Origin of the sequence: Rathayibacter sp. AY1D5 (genome assembly GCF_002932515.1) — a bacterium.
GTDB lineage: Bacteria > Actinomycetota > Actinomycetes > Actinomycetales > Microbacteriaceae > Rathayibacter.
Genome location: NZ_PSVU01000004.1, coordinates 34030 through 49866 on the forward strand (window position 1 = coordinate 34030; position 15837 = coordinate 49866).

The following is a 15837-nucleotide window of genomic DNA, read 5'->3' on the forward strand; positions in this document are numbered from 1 at the left end:
GATCAGATCTCCTGGGCGAAGTTGCCCTCGAGGCGGCGGAAGATCCGGTGGCCGATCCACACGAACACCAGCCCGACGACGAGGACGATGAGAAGGCGCAGCTCCATGTCCGGCGGCCACACCTGGGGGGCGATCTCGTTGCCGTCGATGATGCTGACGCGCGAGCCGTCTCCCCAGATCGCGCGCTGGAAGGCGAGGATCGCGTTCGAGATCGGGTTGATCAGGTAGAGCTGCTCGGCCCAGCCGTGGCCCGCTCCGGTGGAGGCGGCGACGACGAAGTTCCACGCGTAGACGATGGGGGAGAGCCAGAAGAAGATCTGCAGCCCGACCTCGACGAGGAACTGGACGTCGCGGAGGTAGACGTTGAGGGCCGAGAGGGCCAGGGCCAGCGCGAGGCCGTACACGAGCACGATCGCCAGCGCGGGCACGATGTAGAGGAGCTGGACGCCGAAGATCAGCGAGCCCGTGAGGACGGCTCCCGCGATCAGGACGACGAACTGCACACCGAAGTTGAAGAGGGCCGAGCCGATGGCCGCCACCGGGAAGATCTCCCGCGGCAGGTACACCTTCTTGATCAGTCCGCCGTTGCCGAGGATCGACGTGGTGCCCGCGGTCACGATCTCGCTGAACAGGCCCCAGAGGGTGAGCCCCGAGAAGACGAAGATCGCGAAGTTCGGGACGCCGCGAGAGGCCCCGAGGATCTGGCCGATCGCCACGTAGTAGATGAGGAGCATGATCAGCGGCCGGACGAGGCTCCAGACGAAGCCCAGGCTGCTGTCCTTGTAGCGCGACTTCAGCTCGCGCCCCACGAGCAGGCGGAGCAGCTCGCGGTGCCGCAGGATCTCGGCGAGGGAGGCGACGAAGCCGCCCGAGCCGCCGCCGACGGCCGACGTGGTGCCGGCGATCTGGAACGGCTCGTCGGCGATCGCGCGCGCGCGATCCACAGCTTTGCTGGGCATGGAACTCCAAGCTCTCGGCCTCCGCCGGGCGACGGACCGCATCATTATACGTGCGGCCCACCCTGGAGCCCCCTGGCTGGCGTGCCGGTGCGCGGCGCATGGCGGGTAGTCTTGCTCCCGCTCGCCGACTGAACGACACGAACGAGGTGTTCGCCATGCCCACGCAGCCTTCCGACGTCCCCCTGGACCCGGCGCCGCAGAGCGCTGGGGACCCCGCCCCCGTCCTCGGCGGCACGGGCGAGGACGCTCCTCCCGCTCCCGACCCGAGCCTCGAATCGGCCGTCGGCGACGCCGCTCCCGCCGCCGTCCCGGCGGAGCCCGCGCGCACGTCCGGGGTTCCGGTGGAGCCCCGTCTCGCCGAGCCCGAGTCCCCGGACGAGGAGCTCGCCCGCCTGCGCGCGCAGGTCGACTCCCTCCTCAACGACCCCTTCGACGAGTGGGTCGAGCGGATCCAGGTGGGCGGAGTGACCGCCTCCGGCTTCGAGCGCACCCTCTCCTGGCGGGTGACGAAGCCGCTCCGCCTGGTGCGCACCTTCCAGATCCGCGTCGAGCAGCTCGGGCTGTCGGGCGCCGTCGGCCACAGCGCGCGCTTCGTGAAGCGCCGCCTGTCCGGTCGGGCGCGATGAGCGACCGGTCGCAGGTCTCGGCCGCCGGCGCGGCCGCCGCGCGCGCCCACCGCACGGAGGCGATGCTGCAGCGCCTGGAGCAGATCGGCGCGCTCCTCTTCGACGAGGAGCGCCGCGCCTCGCTGCGCACCCGCGGGCCCGGCCCGTACCTCGACGAGGTGGCCCGCGAGATCCGCTCGCGCCAGGACGACGAGCTGACCTGGGTCGCGCTGGTGTCGTTCACGGCCGCGTACCCGACGAGCGAGCTGTTCGACTGGTTCCGCCGCGCCCTCGAGCTCGCCCCCGAGGAGGCGGCGCTGCGCATCTTCCTCGAGGCGGGCTCCCGCACCGCGACCGGGTTCGCCGATCTGGACGCCCGCGTCGAGGTCGTCACCGGGGCCGTCCTGATCGACGTCGACTTCCCCGCCCGCCACGGGCACAACACCGGCGTCCAGCGGGTCGTGCGCCAGACCGTGTCCCGCTGGGACGCCGAGCACGAGATCGTGCCGGTCGCCTGGGTCCACGGATCGATGTCCTTCCGGCGCCTGAGCGCGATCGAGCACGAGCGCGTCGTCGACTGGTCCTCCGCCGGGCGGCGCGACTGGGAGCACGGCGATCCGGAGCGCATCGAGTTCGTCGTGCCCTACCGCAGCGTCGTCGTCATCCCCTCGGTGCCCGATTACAACCAGTGCGGGCCCCTCGCGGCCCTCGCCGAGTACTCCGGCAACGAGGTCGTCGTCCTCGGCCACGACGCCATCCCCGTCGTCAGCGCCGACACGGTGCCGCCGGAGGAGACGGTGCGCTTCGTCAACTTCCTCTCCGTGGTCAAGCACGCCGAGCGCGTCGCCACGGTGAGCGCCGCGGCCGCGCTGGAGTTCGAGGGCTTCGTGCGAGCGCTCCCCGCTCAGGGCCTCACCGGCCCGACCGTCGTCCCGGTCCCGCTGCCCGTGGAGCTCCCGGACGGCCTGCGCTCCGAGGGCCGGAGCGCGTCCGGCCTGCCGCTCGTGCTCTGCGTCGGCAGCCAGGAGCCCCGCAAGAACCACCTCGCGGTGCTGCACGCCGCCGAGGTCCTCTGGCGCGAGGGCCTGCGCTTCCGCGTCCGCTTCATCGGCGGGGCCAACCCGTGGGCGCACCAGGTCTTCGATCCCCGCGTGCGCGAGCTGGTCGCCGCCGGACGCCCGGTCGAGGTGCTCCGCGGAGCCGACGACGACGTCCTGATCGCGAGCTACCGGGAGGCGCTGTTCCTGGCGTTCCCGTCGCTGCACGAGGGGTACGGCCTGCCGGTCGCCGAGGCGCTGTCGATCGGGCTCCCCGTGCTGACCTCGCGCTACGGCAGCACGGCGCAGATCGCCGAGCACGGCGGATGCGTCCTGATCGACCCGGAGTCCGACGAGGAGATCACCGACGGCATGCGCCGCCTGCTGACGTCGCCGGAGCTCGTCGACGAGCTCCGCCTCGAGGCGGCCGAGCGGCCCGAGCGCACCTGGGACGACTACGCCCGGGAGCTGTGGGCCGCCCTGATCGGCCCCTCGGCCCTCATCGAGCACGAGGAGGCGCCCCGTGCGCTCTAAGCAGTACCTGGTCGACCGTCTCGCCACCCTGGTGCGCACCCTGGCCCCCACTGTGGAGCCGCTGGGCAGCGTCGACGCCCTCACCGGACAGCTGAGCGTTCTGCTGCCCGCCCCCACCGACCGCGAGGTCTGGCTGGTGCTCGCCGTCCTCCGCGGCACGCTCCCGCGCCGGGAGGACGTCGTCGACGGCCGTCGCCGGGCCCGGCTGGACGGCACCGCCGGTCTGCTCACCCACGCCGCGTCCACCATCGCCTCGAACCGGGTCTTCGCCCGCTTCCACCACCCCGAGGTCGAGGTGGTCGTCGGCGCGGTCGTCGTCGACGTGCACCACACCGCGCGCACGGGGCTGGCCACGGGCATCCAGCGCGTGGTGCGCCAGAGCCTCGTCCGCTGGACGCGCGACCACGAGATCCTGCTCGCCGGCTGGGACTCGACCCACGAGTCGCTCGTCATGCTCACCCCGGAGCAGAGCCGGAACGCCGTCTCGGGCGACGTGCCCGACGCTGCCGAGGACCGCTCCCGCGTGATCGTCCCGTGGCAGGGCACCTACCTCCTGCCCGAGCTCGCCGTGGAGGACGAGCGGACGTCGCGCGTCTCCGCCCTGGCCGAGTTCAGCGGCAACCGCACGGGCACCATCGGCTTCGACTGCGTGCCGGTCACCACCGCCGAGACGGCGAGCACCGGCATCAGCGCCGCCTTCTCGCGCACGCTCGTCGCCGTGTCGCACATGGACCGCATCGCGACCATCTCCGAGGCGGCCGCGACCGAGTACTCCGGCTGGCGCCACATGCTCGGCAGCGTCGGGATGCAGGGGCCGGACATCCGGCCGATCCTGCTGCCCTCGCAGCCGGAGAGCGTCTCGGGCGAGGAGCTGGCCACCGCCGCGCGCTCGCTGGTGACCGGTGACCTCCCGCTCGTCGTCTGCGTCGGCAGCCACGAGCCGCGGAAGAACCACCTGGCGGTGCTCCAGGCCGCCGAGCTGCTCTGGCGCCGGGGCGTGCGCTTCAGCCTGGTCTTCATCGGCGGCAACGCCTGGAGCAGCGCCGAGTTCGAGTACCGACTCGAGGTCCTCGAGGGCCAGGGCCGTCCGGTCCGCTCGCTCTCCAAGATCACCGACGCGCTGCTCTGGAGCGCCTACCGCCTGGCCAGGTGCACGGTGTTCCCCTCGATCAACGAGGGCTACGGTCTCCCGATCGTGGAGTCGATCTCGGTCGGCACCCCGGTCGTGACCTCCGGCTTCGGCAGCATGCACGAGGTCTCCGCCTCGGGCGGCGCGCTGTTCGTCGATCCGCACGACGACCACGACATCGCCGCGGCCCTCGAGCGGCTGCTGACCGACGACGAGCTGCACGCGCGGCTCTCGGCGGAGGCGCTCGCGATCGACGGCGGCACCTGGGACGAGTACGCCGCCCGCGTCTGGTCGTACCTCGTCGAGGGCGAGGGCGTCGACGAGCGGGGCCGGGCCGAGCAGTCGGACGCGACCGCCTAGGCGTCCTCGACCCACCGCGTGCAGAAGGCCCCCGCTCCAGGAGCGGGGGCCTTCTGCACGCGGTGGGCGCGGCTCAGCGGGAGCGGCGCGCCAGCTCGAGGTCGTTCTCGACCATGCGGGCGACGATCTCCTCGAAGCCGACGGTCGGCGCCCAGCCGAGCACCTCGCGGGCCCGGGAGGCGTCCCCGCGCATCTCGGGGGCGTCCACGGGGCGCGCGAACCGCGGGTCGATCGTGACCCGCTGCTCCCAGTCGTCGATGCCGGCCGCGGTGAAGGCGGCACGGACGAAGTCGCGGACCGAGTGCGCGACTCCGGTCGCCACGACGTAGTCGCCCGCCTCCTCGGCGCGCGAGGCGCGCACGAGGGCGTCCACGTAGTCGGGGGCCCAGCCCCAGTCGCGGCGCGCGTCGAGATTGCCGAGCGAGAGCTCCGACTCGGCGCCCGTCGCGATCGCCGCGACTCCGGCGGTGATCTTGCGGGTGACGAAGCCGAGCGGCCGACGCGGCGACTCGTGGTTGTAGAGGATGCCGGACGAGGCGTGGAGCCCTCGGCCGCGGTAGACCGCGACGAGGTGATGCGCGAACGCCTTCGCGGCTCCGTAAGGGGAGACGGGGCGGATCGGGGTCCGCTCGGTCTGCGGGTTCTCGGTCGCGGCCCCGAAGATCTCGGAGGACGAGGCCTGCACGAAGCGGACCTCCCGGCCAGCCGACTCCTGGAGCGCCAGCGAGGCCTCCAGGAGCGCGGCGACCGCGGTGCCGGTCACCTCGGCCGTGAGCACGGGCTCCTTCCACGAGAGCGCGACGGAGGAGAGGCCGGCGAGGTGGAAGACCGTGTCCGGCCGCGCCTCCGCGACGATGCGGCCGAGGCCGGAGGCGTCGCGGAGATCGCCCTCGAAGGGGCGGACGGCGGCGGGAAGAGCGGCGTCGTCGGTCCCGCGCACGAGCGCGGAGACCTCCCAGCCGTCGGCGAGCAGGCGCTCGACGAGGTAGCCCCCGTCCTGACCGCTCGCTCCGGTGACGAGAGCGGCAGGCATGACTACTTGATCAGCGCGGACTGCTCGGCGAGGTCGTTCTCGACCATCATCGCCACGAGCTCGGGGAACGAGACCTTCGGCTCCCAGCCGAGGACGTCGCGCGCCTTCGCCGGGTCGCCGATCAGCAGGTCCACCTCGGCGGGACGCATGAACGCGGGGTTCTGAGTGACGTACGGGGTCCAGTCCTCGATGCCGACGTGGTTGAAGGCGATGTCGAGGTACTCGCGGATCTCGTGGGTCTCGCCGGTCGCGACCACGTAGTCGTCGCCCTCGGGCTGCTGCAGCATGCGCCACATCGCGTCGACGTAGTCGCCGGCGAAACCCCAGTCGCGCTTCGCGTCGAGGTTCCCGAGCTCCAGCGTCTCCTGGAGGCCGAGCTTGATGCGGGCGACCGCGAGGCTGATCTTGCGGGTGACGAACTCCGGGCCGCGGCGGGGCGACTCGTGGTTGAAGAGGATGCCGGAGGAGGCGTGCATGCCGTACGACTCGCGGTAGTTGATGGTCATGTAGTGGCCGAAGACCTTGGCCACTCCGTAGGGCGAGCGCGGCCAGAGCAGCGTCTCCTCGCTCTGCGGGACCTGCTGGACCTTGCCGAACATCTCGGAGGAGGAGGCCTGGTAGAACTTCACGCGCGACATGTCGGAGCCGGCGTAGAGGCGGGTCGCCTCGAGGATGTTGAGGACGCCCTTGCCGGTCACATCGGTGGTGAGCGACGCGTTCTCCCACGAGTAGGCGACGAACGAGATCGCACCGAGGTTGTAGACCTCGTCGGGCTGGGCGGCGGCGAGCACGCGCACCAGGCTCGACACGTCGGTCAGGTCGCCGGTGAGCAGGGTCACCTCGGGCACGGTGCGGCGGACCAGCTCGTACTTGGGGTTGTTCTGCCCGCGGACGAGCCCGAAGACCTCGTAGCCCTTCGAGAGGAGGAGCTCGGCGAGGTAGAGGCCGTCCTGGCCGGTGATTCCGGTGATCAAAGCGCGGGGCACGTGGTGGTCCAATTCGTCGGGGTCGATGACAGCGGGACACATACTACCCACGGGCACGGCCGGGCGCCGGGAGCGGTGCGGCCCGCCGGTATCCTGGCCGGGCTTCGGACCGATTGGACGCCATGCCGGAACTCCGCCCCGTCACGCTCGCCGTGCTCACCGTCGACCCGGGCGGGATGGGCGGCGGCGAGACCTACGCGCGCGCGCTCACGCGCCTCCTGGCGCCGCGGCCGGGGGAGGAGGGGCCCGCCGTGCAGGTGCTCGTCCCCGAGAACGCGCGCGGCTTCAGCGAGGGCGTGCCCGAGGTCGTGGCCGAGGGGGTCGTCAGCGGGGCGGGCCACCGCCGCCGGGCCGTGGGGATGCTCCAGGCGCTCCTGCGCACGCCGCAGCTGCGTCGGCGCCTCGGCCGGGACGCAGTGCTCTACTTCCCGTTCACGGTCCCGCTCCCGTGGCCGTCGCGGCGGCAGGGGCACGTGCAGATGCTGTTCGATCTGCAGCACCGCGACCTCCCGCACCTCTTCCCCCGCGTCGAGCGCGTCTTCCGCCGGCTCGCCTACGAGGCGACCGCTCGCCGCGCCGACGCGGTCATCACCATCAGCGCCTTCACCAAGGGGCGGATCGTCGAGCTGCTGGGCATCCCGGAGGAGCGGGTCCACGTGTCGCATCTCGGCGTGGACACCCGGCGCTTCGTCGCGAATTTGGGCACACGCGAGGACTTCGTCTTCTACCCGGCGCGCGCCTGGCCGCACAAGAACCACGCCCGCCTGTTCGAGGCGGTGCGCCTGCTGCGGGAGGAGGGGCACGCCCTCCGCCTCGTGCTGACAGGAGGGGATCTGGACCGCCTCGGCCCGCTGCCGGACTTCGTCGAGTGGCGCGGCCACGTCACTCCGGAGGAGCTCGCCGACCTCTACCGCCGAGCCGCGGTGCTGGCGTTCCCGAGCCTCTACGAGGGCTTCGGCCTCCCGCCGATCGAGGCGATGGCGTCGGGATGCCCGGTCGCCGCCTCCGACGCGGGCTCGCTCCCGGAGATCTGCGGGGACGCCGCGGTCTACGTCGATCCGCTCGAGCCGCGCTCGATCGCGGACGGGATCCTCGAGGCGATCGAGCGGACCGGCGAGCTCGGCCCGCTCGGCGTCGAGCGCGCCCGGTCCTTCAGCTGGGAGCGCTGCCGGGAGGAGCACCTCGCCGTGCTCCGCCAGGTGGCGCGGCGGCGCGGGCGCTGAGGAGTCCGGTCAGTCCCGCGGGTGCAGGAGCCGGCGCCAGCTCAGTCCCTGGGCCGCGCGCATCGCGCAGAGCACCACGAGCAGCCAGCCGGCGTCGAGCAGGATCGAGCTCTCGGCCAGCGCGGTGACCATCAGCACGGTCAGCACCAGCACCGGCCAGACGTGCACGACCGCCTTGCGCTCGGAGGCGATCAGCCAGGAGCGCCAGAGCGCGAGGCCGATCAGCACGACGAAGAGGACCACCCCGACCGCGCCGACCTGCAGGGCCACGTCGAAGAGCGCGTTGAGGCTCGACGAGTGCGGGCGGCCCGAGAGGTAGTCGATGGCGGTGAAGGGGTAGAGGTCGGGCCGCCAGTAGCCCACCCAGCCCCAGCCGACGATCGGAGCGAGGTCCGTGAAGCGCCAGACCTGCTGCCAGAGCCGCAGCCGGAACTCGAACTCGCTGCCCGCGTTCAGGAGCTCGATCACCCGGTAGCGCAGGAGCCACACGGTGAGGGAGGCCGCGGCGGCGACGCCGAGCACCGCGACCTGCCGCCGACGGCGGTGGGTGCCGTCGCCGTGGCGCACCCAGCGCAGAGCGAGGGCGACGACGACGGCCACGGCGAGCACGCCCGCGCTCACGGCGGAGCGCGTGAAGAGGAGGGTGACCGCGGCGAGGGCGATCGAGGCGACGGCCGGCCCGCGGGCGACGGAGCGGGTCATCAGCTCCACCGAGAACGTCACGATCGCCAGCAGGCAGACCAGCCCGAGCTGGTTGCGCGTGCCGACGAGTCCCTGGATCGGCCCGCCGACCGCGAGCAGGCCCTCCACGCCGAGGAAGCGCAGCGGCTGGTCGATCAGCACCCCCGAGAGCACCTCCACGGCGAGCGAGGCGATCAGCACGACCCGCAGCACGTCGCCGACCGAGCGGATGATCTGAATGATGTCGCGCGTCAGGCCGATCGCGATCGCCAGGAACGCCAGGGCGAACTGGTAGACGACGCTCGAGACCGTGGCCCAGGTGTAGTCGCTCCACAGCACGCTGAGCGCGATCCAGCCGAGGAACACCAGGATGCTCGTGGGCAGCAGGCCCTCCCAGTCGAGCCGCCCGCGCCGCAGGACGAGCATGACCGCGGCGAGGGCGGTGAGCGTGGCGACGGCGGCGATGTAGCCGGGCCAGCCGATGAGCCCGCGGACCGCCGGGGCGCAGAGGACGGTGACGAGAGTGGTCTGCGCGAGGGCCGCCGCGAACTGCGGGGACGCCGTCGCGTCGGCGACGGAGGCGGGGAGCGAGGGGCGGCGGGGCCTCATCGCCTCGGGGAGGCGTCGGCGAGGGGGAGCGGGGTCGCGGCGAGGACCTCGGGCGTCTCGGTCGCCGGTCGCTTGGTCTGCACCGCGAAGAGGACGAGGAGCAGCCAGCCTCCCTCGATGAGGATCCGGCTCTCGAACAGCGACTGCGCCAGGAGGGCGACCACGATCAGCAGCGGAGCGAGGCTGACGGCCGTGTAGGGGAGGGTCGAGGTCGCGTCGCGCCGCGGGCGGTCGACCGCGCGGAACCAGGAGCGCCACAGCGTCGAGACGGCGAGCGCCGCGAAGAGGACGAGGCCGACCGCTCCGAGCTGGAGGGCGACGTCGAGCCAGGCGTCGTGGGCCTGCAGGTAGAGCACGCCCTTGCGCTCGGCGAGGGTGTCGAACGGGGCGGCCCAGGGAGCCCAGTAGCTGACCCAGCCCCAGCCGAGGACCGGGCGCTGCAGCGTGAGCGCGATCACCGAGTCCCAGATGTCGAGGCGGCCCGTGGCGTCCTCGCTCTTGCCGAGCAGGCCGAGGAGGGCGCCCCAGCCCGCGGCGCCTCCGGCGACGGCCGCCACCGCCAGCCCCGCGGCGGTCAGGTAGACGGGACGCCGGCGGGACTCGCCCCTCCGGCGAGCCCAGAGCGCGAACGCGGCCGCGAGGACGACGGCGACGAGGCAGAGCAGGACGGTCGCCGAGCGGGTGAGCAGGAGGGTCGCGACGAACAGGGCGACCCAGACCGCTCCCCACCGGCGCCGGATCGAGTGGGCCGCCAGCTCGATCGCGATCACGATCAGGCCGAGCAGGGCGAGGAAGCCGAGGAGGTTGCGGTTGCCGACGATCCCCTGGACGGGCTCGCCGGTGAAGAGGGCGGCCTGCGACCAGTAGAAGGCGTCGGGCGTCGGTCCGTCGGCGGGAGGCTCGACGCCGAACGGCAGGACGGGCTGCCGCACGACGACCGCGATCACGAGCTCGAAGAGGAGCGACAGGCCGACGGAGAGGCGCAGGGCCCGTCCGAGAGCCGTGAGCAGCTCCCGGCTGCTCAGCGTGACGGCGAGGACGACGCCGCCGAGCGTCGTCGCGAGCTGCGCCGTGACTCCGATCGCGCTCGCTCCCGGATAGGCGGACCACAGCAGCGAGAGCACCGCGAGCCCGAGGAAGAGGACCAGCGACTTCGGCGTGCGGGCCCAGCGCAGGCGGGGGCGGGCGCGGACGAGCACGGCGATCGAGGCGCCCAGGAGCACCGCGACGACGACGCCCCAGCCCCACCATCCGGCGAGGTTCCGCAGCGACTGGCCGGCCAGCAGCACGGCCAGCACCGCCACCGCGAGCGCTCGGGGAGCGGCGGGGGCGGCGCGTCGGATCATGGCGACCAGTCTAGGGAGCGGGGGCGGCGCGGCGGCGTGCCGGGCGCGCCGCCGCTCGCTCCCCGGCCGGGGCGTCCCCTCGGGGAAGACGGCTCGGACGGGAGGCTCAGACGAACGCGGCGGTGCCGGTGATCGAGCGGCCGACGATCAGCGTGTTCATCTCGCGGGTGCCCTCGTAGGAGTAGAGGGCCTCCGCGTCGGCGAAGAAGCGGGCGACGCCGTAGTCGAGGACGATGCCGTTGCCGCCCATCACCTCGCGGCACCAGGCGACGGTCTCGCGCATCCGGGCCGTCGCGTAGGCCTTCGCGAGGGCGGAGTGCTCGTCGCGCTGCTCGCCGGCGTCGAGCATCTCGGACACGCGGGTCGCCAGGGCGATGCTGGCCGTGATGTTGCCGATGCTCTTGACCAGGAGGTCCTGCACCAGCTGGTGCCCGACGAGCGGCTTGCCGAACTGCACGCGCTCCTTCGCGTAGCGCAGCGCCGCGTCGTAGGCGCCGATCGCGACGCCGATGGCCTGCCAGGCGACCTCGGCGCGGGTGAGCCGGAGCACCTTCGCGGTGTCGCGGAACGAGTTCGCGCCCTGCAGGCGCAGCGACTCCGGGACGCGGACGCCCTCGAGCACGATGTCGGCGTTCTGCACCGTGCGCAGGCTCTGCTTGCGCGCGATGGCGGTGGCGCGGTAGCCCGGTGTCGAGGTGGGGACGAGGAAGCCCTTCACCTGGCCGTCCTCCGCGTCCTTCGCCCAGATCACGGTCACGTCGCTGAAGGTCGCGTTGCCGATCCAGCGCTTCTCGCCGTCGAGGATCCAGTCGTCGCCGTCCCGGCGGGCGGTGGTGCGCAGGCCCTGGGCGGAGTCGGAGCCGGAGTGCGGCTCGGTGAGGCCGAAGGCGCCGACGACCTCGCCCGAGGCGAGCTTCGGCAGCCACTCGGCGCGCTGCTCCTCGGAGCCGGCGACGCCGACCGTGCCCATCACCAGGCCGTTCTGCACGCCGACGTAGGTCGCGATGCCCGCGTCCACCCGGCCCAGCTCGAGCGCCACCCAGCCGCGGAACACGGCGGAGTTCTCGATCGCGCGGGTCTCGGGCCAGGAGAGGCCGATGACGCCGGTGGCGTGGATCCCGGGGATCAGCTGCCGCGGGAACTCCGCGCGCTCCCAGTACTCGTCGGCGATCGGCCGCACCTGCTCCTCGAGGAACGCGCGGACGCCGACCAGCAGCTCCTTCTCGGCGGGCGTGAGCGCCGCCTCGAACCCGTAGAAGTCGGCCCCCAGGGTCTCGAAGGTCGTGCTGTCCATGCTCTGTGCTCCCTCGCTCGTCGGATGCGGCACGGCGACCGCTCCGACGGCGACAGTGCTGCGACTCCCAGCGTACGAAGCGCGCCTGCGAGTGCCGCGTCCTCTGGCGGAGAGCACCAACAGGCGGGGCCTCCTCCCGGGCCCGCGTTGTGGATCCTGCTAGCGTCGCAGCGGAGCGGCCCCGGCGCGTCCGGCTGAGCGGCTCGGACCCACCCCTCGGACGGAAGGCCAGCGCTCCCGTGTTCATCCCGATCGGCAACACCCCCCGCGACTACGCCTGGGGCTCGCTCACCGGCATCTCGGAGGCCCTCGGCACCGCGCCCTCCGGCGCCCCTGAGGCCGAGCTCTGGCTCGGCGCGCACCCGGGCTCGCCCGCGCGCATCCTCGACCCCGCCTCGGTCGGCGCCGGCACGCTCGCCGAGTGGATCGCCGAGCACCCCGAGGCGGCGCTCGCCGGAGTGGAGGGGTCGGTCGATCCGGTCTCGGGCGCTCCCCGTCTGCCGTTCCTGCTCAAGATCCTCGCCGCGGGCGGGCCGCTGTCGCTCCAGGCCCACCCCTCGTCCGAGCGGGCCCGGCGCCGGTTCGTCGAGGAGGAGGAGGCCGGCATCCGGCGGGACGCCGCCGATCGCAACTACAAGGACCCGTTCCACAAGCCCGAGCTGATCTACGCGCTCAGCGAGAGCTTCGACGCGCTCTGCGGCTTCCGCGAGCCGGCGGACGCCCGGGCGCTGCTCGCCGAGCTGGCCGGGCGCGCCCCGGCGGAGGAGGCGGCCGCGATCGCGCGGTTCGCCCGGACGCTCGAGGGCGAGCCCTCGGAGGTCCTCCGCGGCGCCGTGTCGTGGCTGCTCGCCGACGGCGACCGCGCCGAGGTCGCCGCGCTGGTGTCCGCGGTCGTCGCGGCGTCCACGGGCGACGACCGCCTCGAGACGACCACGGTCCGGGACCTGGCCGAGAGCTACCCGGGCGACCCCGGCATCGTGCTCTCGCTCCTGCTCAACCGCGTCCGCCTCGCCCGCGGCGAGGTGCTCTACCTGCCCGCCGGCAACATCCACGCCTACCTCGCGGGCACGGGCGTGGAGCTGATGGCCGCCTCCGACAACGTGCTGCGCGGGGGCCTCACGCCCAAGCACATCGACGTGCCCGAGCTGGTGAGCGTGCTCGAGTTCTCGCCGCTGCCCGTGCCCTACCTCCCGGCCGAGGAGGCCGGGCCGGGCGTGCGCGTCTACCGTCCGGACGTCCCCGACTTCGTGCTCGCCGTCGTGCAGCCGGCGTCGGAGGAGCCGGCCCGCGTCGCCCTGCACGGGCCCGCCATCGCGATCGCGACCGAGGGCTCGTTCTCGCTCGAGGGCGCCGAGGGCTCGGTCCGCGTCGAGCGCGGCGGCAGTGTGTTCGTGACCCCGTCGGAGGGCGCTCTCGCCGTCACCGGACGGGGCACGCTCTTCGTCGCGACGGTCTGACCCCTTCAACGACCCGGCCGCTCAGGCGGCGAAGGTGCGGCGGTAGGCCGCCGGCGTGGTCCGCAGGACGCGCGTGAAGTGGTGGCGCATCACCGCGGCCGTGCCGAAGCCGACCCGCGCGGCGACCGCCTCGAGGGTCAGCTCCGTCTCCTCCAGCAGCACCTGCGCCCGGAGGAGGCGCTGGCGGGTGAGCCAGGCGAGCGGAGTCGTGCCGAGGTCGGCCCGGAAGCGGCGCGCGAAGGTGCGGGGGGCCATCAGGGCGCGACGGGCCAGCGCCTCGATCGAGAGGTCCTCGTCGAGGTGCTCCAGCATCCACTCGGTGACCTCGGCCAGCGAGTCCGCGCGCGCCTCGGGAACGGGGGTCCGCAGGTACTGCGCCTGCCCGCCGTGGCGCTGCGGGGGCACGACCATCCGCCGGGCGACGACGCTCGCCGCCGTCGCGCCCAGCTCCTCGCGCACCACGTGCAGCGCCGCGTCGATGCCGGCCGCGGTGCCCGCGCTCGTCACGATGCGCCCCTCCTGCACGTAGAGGACCTCGGGGTCCACCGTGACGGAGGGGAAGCGCCGGGCGAGCTCCGCGGCGTGCATCCAGTGGGTGGTCGCGCGCCGGCCGTCGAGCAGGCCCGCCTGCGCCAGGGTGAAGGCCCCGCTGCAGACGCTGAGGATCCACGCGCCGCGCTCGTGAGCCTCGCGGAGGAGGTCGAGGACCCGCTCGTCGGCGGGCCCGCGGCCGTGGGCGGGGACGGCGATCAGGTCCGCGTCCCGGGCCGCGTCGAGACCATCTGCGATCAGCAGGTCGAATCCGAGGCTCGTCCGGACGCGGCCCGGATCGGGAGTGGCGATCCGGAAGTCGAGGGCGGGCCCTCCGTCGGCGCCGCGGTCGATCCCGAACACCTCGCAGACGACCCCGAACTCGAACGGCGCGAGGCCGGGCAGGGCGAGGAGGGCGACGGAGCGGAGCACGGTGGCAGGATATCGCGTCCCGTCGTCATCCGGCCTATCCACGCCGTCGATCCCCGCCGCTAGGGTGTCTTCCGGCGCGCGGAGTCGCGGGCCCGCACCGAGGAGGATCCACATGGCATGGCTGGTCACCGGGGGAGCCGGGTACATCGGGGCGCACGTGGTGCGCGCGTTCTCGGAGCAGGGCATCGACCCCGTCGTCCTCGACGACCTCTCCTCGGGGCACGCGTCGTTCGTGCCCGAGGGCGTCCCGTTCCACCAGGGCTCGATCCTCGATGAGGCCCTGCTCGACCGCGTGCTCGCCGAGCACGACATCGAGGGCGTCGTCCACGTCGCCGGGTTCAAGTACGCCGGAGTCTCGGTGCAGCGCCCTCTGCACACCTACGAGCAGAACGTCACCGGCACCATGCGCGTGCTGGCGGCGATGGAGCGCGCCGGGGTCTCCTCGATCGTCTTCTCCTCGAGCGCTGCCGTCTACGGCGCGGTCGACGTCGAGATCGTCACCGAGGACACCCCCAAGAGCCCGGAGTCGCCCTACGGCGAGTCGAAGCTGATCGGCGAGTGGCTGCTCGCGGACGCGGGGCGGGCGCACGGCGTCAGGCACGCCTCCCTGCGCTACTTCAACGTCGTCGGGTCCGGCTACCCGGACGTCTACGACACCAGCCCCCACAATCTCTTCCCCCTCGTCTTCGAGGCGCTGCTGGACGGCCGCACGCCCCGGATCAACGGCGACGACTACCCGACACCGGACGGCACCTGCGTCCGCGACTACATCCACGTCGCGGACCTGGCGCTCGCGCACGTCGCCGCGGCGCGCCGCCTGGCCGCCGGCGAGCCGATCGACCCGGTCTACAACCTGGGCAGCGGATCCGGGGCCTCCGTCGGGGAGATAATGCGCGCGATCGCCGACAGCACCGGCATCGCCTTCACGCCCGAGGTCGCCCCGCGGCGGCCGGGCGATCCGCCCCGCATCGTCGCCTCCGGTGAGACGGCGGCCCGCGACCTGGGCTGGGAGATGCGGCACACCGTCGCCGAGATGGTGGAGAGCGCATGGCGCGCACGGAGCGCCGCGACGGCCTGATCGGATCTCACGTTCGCGACACGCCGGTGTGTCGTGAACCCTCCACGGCGGGTTGAGGGTTTATGGTCCGCGACTTGACCTGAGCGAATGACACCGCTGTAATTACCTAGGCAGCGGCTCCGGGAGGAGCGGCCGCCGATCATCGGTTCGCAGGCGGGGTAGGAGACGGCATGACGCTTCCGGAACAGCACTCCGGAGTCCCCGAGGACTGGTTCGTCGATCCGGTCCGTCTGGGCGTGCCCGGGGTCCGACCCGGGATCGACACCGCGACCGAGGCGCCGGGGGGCGCGCTCTCCTGGCAGGTCGACTCGCTGTGCGCGCAGACCGATCCCGAGGCCTTCTTCCCCGAGAAGGGCGGCTCGACCCGCGACGCCAAGAAGATCTGCACCTCGTGCGAGGTCCGGGCGCAGTGCCTCGAGTACGCGCTCGAGAACGACGAGCGCTTCGGCATCTGGGGCGGCCTCTCCGAGCGCGAGCGCCGGAAGCTGCGCCGCCGGGCCTAGTCCCCTCCTCGCCGCGACCCGACGGACGGGGCGGCGAGCC

The 15837-nt window shown here is 73.1% G+C and carries 14 protein-coding genes; 7 read left to right on the top strand and 7 right to left on the bottom strand.

Annotation, left to right across the window (positions count from 1 at the left end; translation table 11 throughout):
- Window positions 1–2: 2 nt before the first annotated feature.
- A complete protein-coding gene (locus C5C82_RS02090; RefSeq protein ID WP_104223153.1) occupies window positions 3–959 on the bottom strand; it encodes an ABC transporter permease in 957 nt (318 codons plus the stop codon).
- Window positions 960–1114: 155 nt separating this feature from the next.
- Here C5C82_RS02090 and C5C82_RS02095 point away from each other — a divergent pair, with 155 nt between their 5' ends.
- From C5C82_RS02095 to C5C82_RS02105, 3 genes are read left to right on the top strand one after another with little or no spacing between them, the layout of a single operon-like run.
- Window positions 1115–1585 (top strand): hypothetical protein, encoded by a 471-nt coding sequence (locus tag C5C82_RS02095; RefSeq protein ID WP_104283350.1) that lies wholly within the window; start codon window positions 1115–1117, stop codon window positions 1583–1585.
- Window positions 1582–3135 carry a glycosyltransferase gene (locus tag C5C82_RS02100; RefSeq protein ID WP_104232816.1) on the top strand — a complete coding sequence of 518 codons (1554 nt, stop codon included), beginning with the start codon at window positions 1582–1584 and terminating at the stop codon, window positions 3133–3135. The genes C5C82_RS02095 and C5C82_RS02100 overlap by 4 nt, the downstream gene beginning before the upstream one ends.
- Window positions 3125–4624: a glycosyltransferase family 1 protein gene (locus tag C5C82_RS02105; RefSeq protein ID WP_104354532.1), complete on the top strand. Its 1500-nt coding sequence runs from the start codon at window positions 3125–3127 to the stop codon at window positions 4622–4624. Before C5C82_RS02100 ends, C5C82_RS02105 begins: the two co-directional genes overlap by 11 nt.
- 73 nt (window positions 4625–4697) lie before the next feature.
- Here the strand turns inward: C5C82_RS02105 and C5C82_RS02110 are convergent, their stop codons facing one another.
- Both C5C82_RS02110 and C5C82_RS02115 read right to left on the bottom strand, forming a co-directional pair.
- On the bottom strand, window positions 4698–5657 hold the full coding sequence (locus C5C82_RS02110; protein WP_104283352.1) for a GDP-mannose 4,6-dehydratase: 960 nt from the start codon (window positions 5655–5657) through the stop codon (window positions 4698–4700).
- A 2-nt stretch (window positions 5658–5659) separates the two neighbouring features.
- Window positions 5660–6643 carry a GDP-mannose 4,6-dehydratase gene (locus C5C82_RS02115; RefSeq protein ID WP_104275317.1) on the bottom strand — a complete coding sequence of 328 codons (984 nt, stop codon included), beginning with the start codon at window positions 6641–6643 and terminating at the stop codon, window positions 5660–5662.
- 122 nt (window positions 6644–6765) lie between these two features.
- Between C5C82_RS02115 and C5C82_RS02120 the strand changes: the two genes are divergently transcribed.
- Complete coding sequence (locus C5C82_RS02120; RefSeq protein ID WP_104354533.1) at window positions 6766–7866, top strand: glycosyltransferase family 1 protein; 1101 nt, start codon at window positions 6766–6768, stop codon at window positions 7864–7866.
- 9 nt (window positions 7867–7875) lie between these two features.
- Here C5C82_RS02120 and C5C82_RS02125 read toward each other — a convergent pair whose 3' ends face one another.
- The 3 genes from C5C82_RS02125 to C5C82_RS02135 all read right to left on the bottom strand — a co-directional run bounded on the left by C5C82_RS02125 (window position 7876) and on the right by C5C82_RS02135 (window position 11796).
- The gene (locus tag C5C82_RS02125) at window positions 7876–9156 is read right to left on the bottom strand and encodes an O-antigen ligase (protein ID WP_104336897.1); all 1281 of its coding nucleotides are present in this window, start codon (window positions 9154–9156) and stop codon (window positions 7876–7878) included.
- A complete protein-coding gene (locus tag C5C82_RS02130) occupies window positions 9153–10502 on the bottom strand; it encodes an O-antigen ligase (protein ID WP_104232810.1) in 1350 nt (449 codons plus the stop codon). The genes C5C82_RS02125 and C5C82_RS02130 overlap by 4 nt, the downstream gene beginning before the upstream one ends.
- Before the next feature lie 106 nt (window positions 10503–10608).
- Window positions 10609–11796 carry an acyl-CoA dehydrogenase family protein gene (locus tag C5C82_RS02135; RefSeq protein ID WP_104255244.1) on the bottom strand — a complete coding sequence of 396 codons (1188 nt, stop codon included), beginning with the start codon at window positions 11794–11796 and terminating at the stop codon, window positions 10609–10611.
- 239 nt (window positions 11797–12035) lie between these two features.
- On the opposite strand from C5C82_RS02135, the gene manA reads away from it, so the two are divergent.
- Window positions 12036–13253, top strand: a complete 1218-nt coding sequence (gene manA, locus C5C82_RS02140) for a mannose-6-phosphate isomerase, class I (protein ID WP_104354534.1) — start codon at window positions 12036–12038, stop codon at window positions 13251–13253.
- Window positions 13254–13274: 21 nt separating this feature from the next.
- On the opposite strand, the gene C5C82_RS02145 is transcribed toward manA, so the two are convergent.
- Complete coding sequence (locus C5C82_RS02145) at window positions 13275–14216, bottom strand: GlxA family transcriptional regulator (protein WP_104348223.1); 942 nt, start codon at window positions 14214–14216, stop codon at window positions 13275–13277.
- Window positions 14217–14328: 112 nt separating this feature from the next.
- Between C5C82_RS02145 and galE the strand changes: the two genes are divergently transcribed.
- Window positions 14329–15294, top strand: a complete 966-nt coding sequence (galE, locus tag C5C82_RS02150; RefSeq protein WP_104255247.1) for a UDP-glucose 4-epimerase GalE — start codon at window positions 14329–14331, stop codon at window positions 15292–15294.
- Window positions 15295–15464: 170 nt separating this feature from the next.
- Complete coding sequence (locus C5C82_RS02155) at window positions 15465–15797, top strand: WhiB family transcriptional regulator (RefSeq protein WP_104224145.1); 333 nt, start codon at window positions 15465–15467, stop codon at window positions 15795–15797.
- Window positions 15798–15837 lie beyond the last annotated feature (40 nt).

Coding starts and splice junctions, on each gene's coding strand:
- C5C82_RS02090 (WP_104223153.1), bottom strand. CDS start 959: ATGCCCAGCAAAGCTGTGGATCGCGCGCGCGCGATCGCCGACGAGCCG.
- C5C82_RS02095 (WP_104283350.1), top strand. CDS start 1,115: ATGCCCACGCAGCCTTCCGACGTCCCCCTGGACCCGGCGCCGCAGAGC.
- C5C82_RS02100 (WP_104232816.1), top strand. CDS start 1,582: ATGAGCGACCGGTCGCAGGTCTCGGCCGCCGGCGCGGCCGCCGCGCGC.
- C5C82_RS02110 (WP_104283352.1), bottom strand. CDS start 5,657: ATGCCTGCCGCTCTCGTCACCGGAGCGAGCGGTCAGGACGGGGGCTAC.
- C5C82_RS02120 (WP_104354533.1), top strand. CDS start 6,766: ATGCCGGAACTCCGCCCCGTCACGCTCGCCGTGCTCACCGTCGACCCG.
- C5C82_RS02125 (WP_104336897.1), bottom strand. CDS start 9,156: ATGAGGCCCCGCCGCCCCTCGCTCCCCGCCTCCGTCGCCGACGCGACG.
- C5C82_RS02130 (WP_104232810.1), bottom strand. CDS start 10,502: ATGATCCGACGCGCCGCCCCCGCCGCTCCCCGAGCGCTCGCGGTGGCG.
- C5C82_RS02135 (WP_104255244.1), bottom strand. CDS start 11,796: ATGGACAGCACGACCTTCGAGACCCTGGGGGCCGACTTCTACGGGTTC.
- galE (WP_104255247.1), top strand. CDS start 14,329: ATGGCATGGCTGGTCACCGGGGGAGCCGGGTACATCGGGGCGCACGTG.
- C5C82_RS02155 (WP_104224145.1), top strand. CDS start 15,465: ATGACGCTTCCGGAACAGCACTCCGGAGTCCCCGAGGACTGGTTCGTC.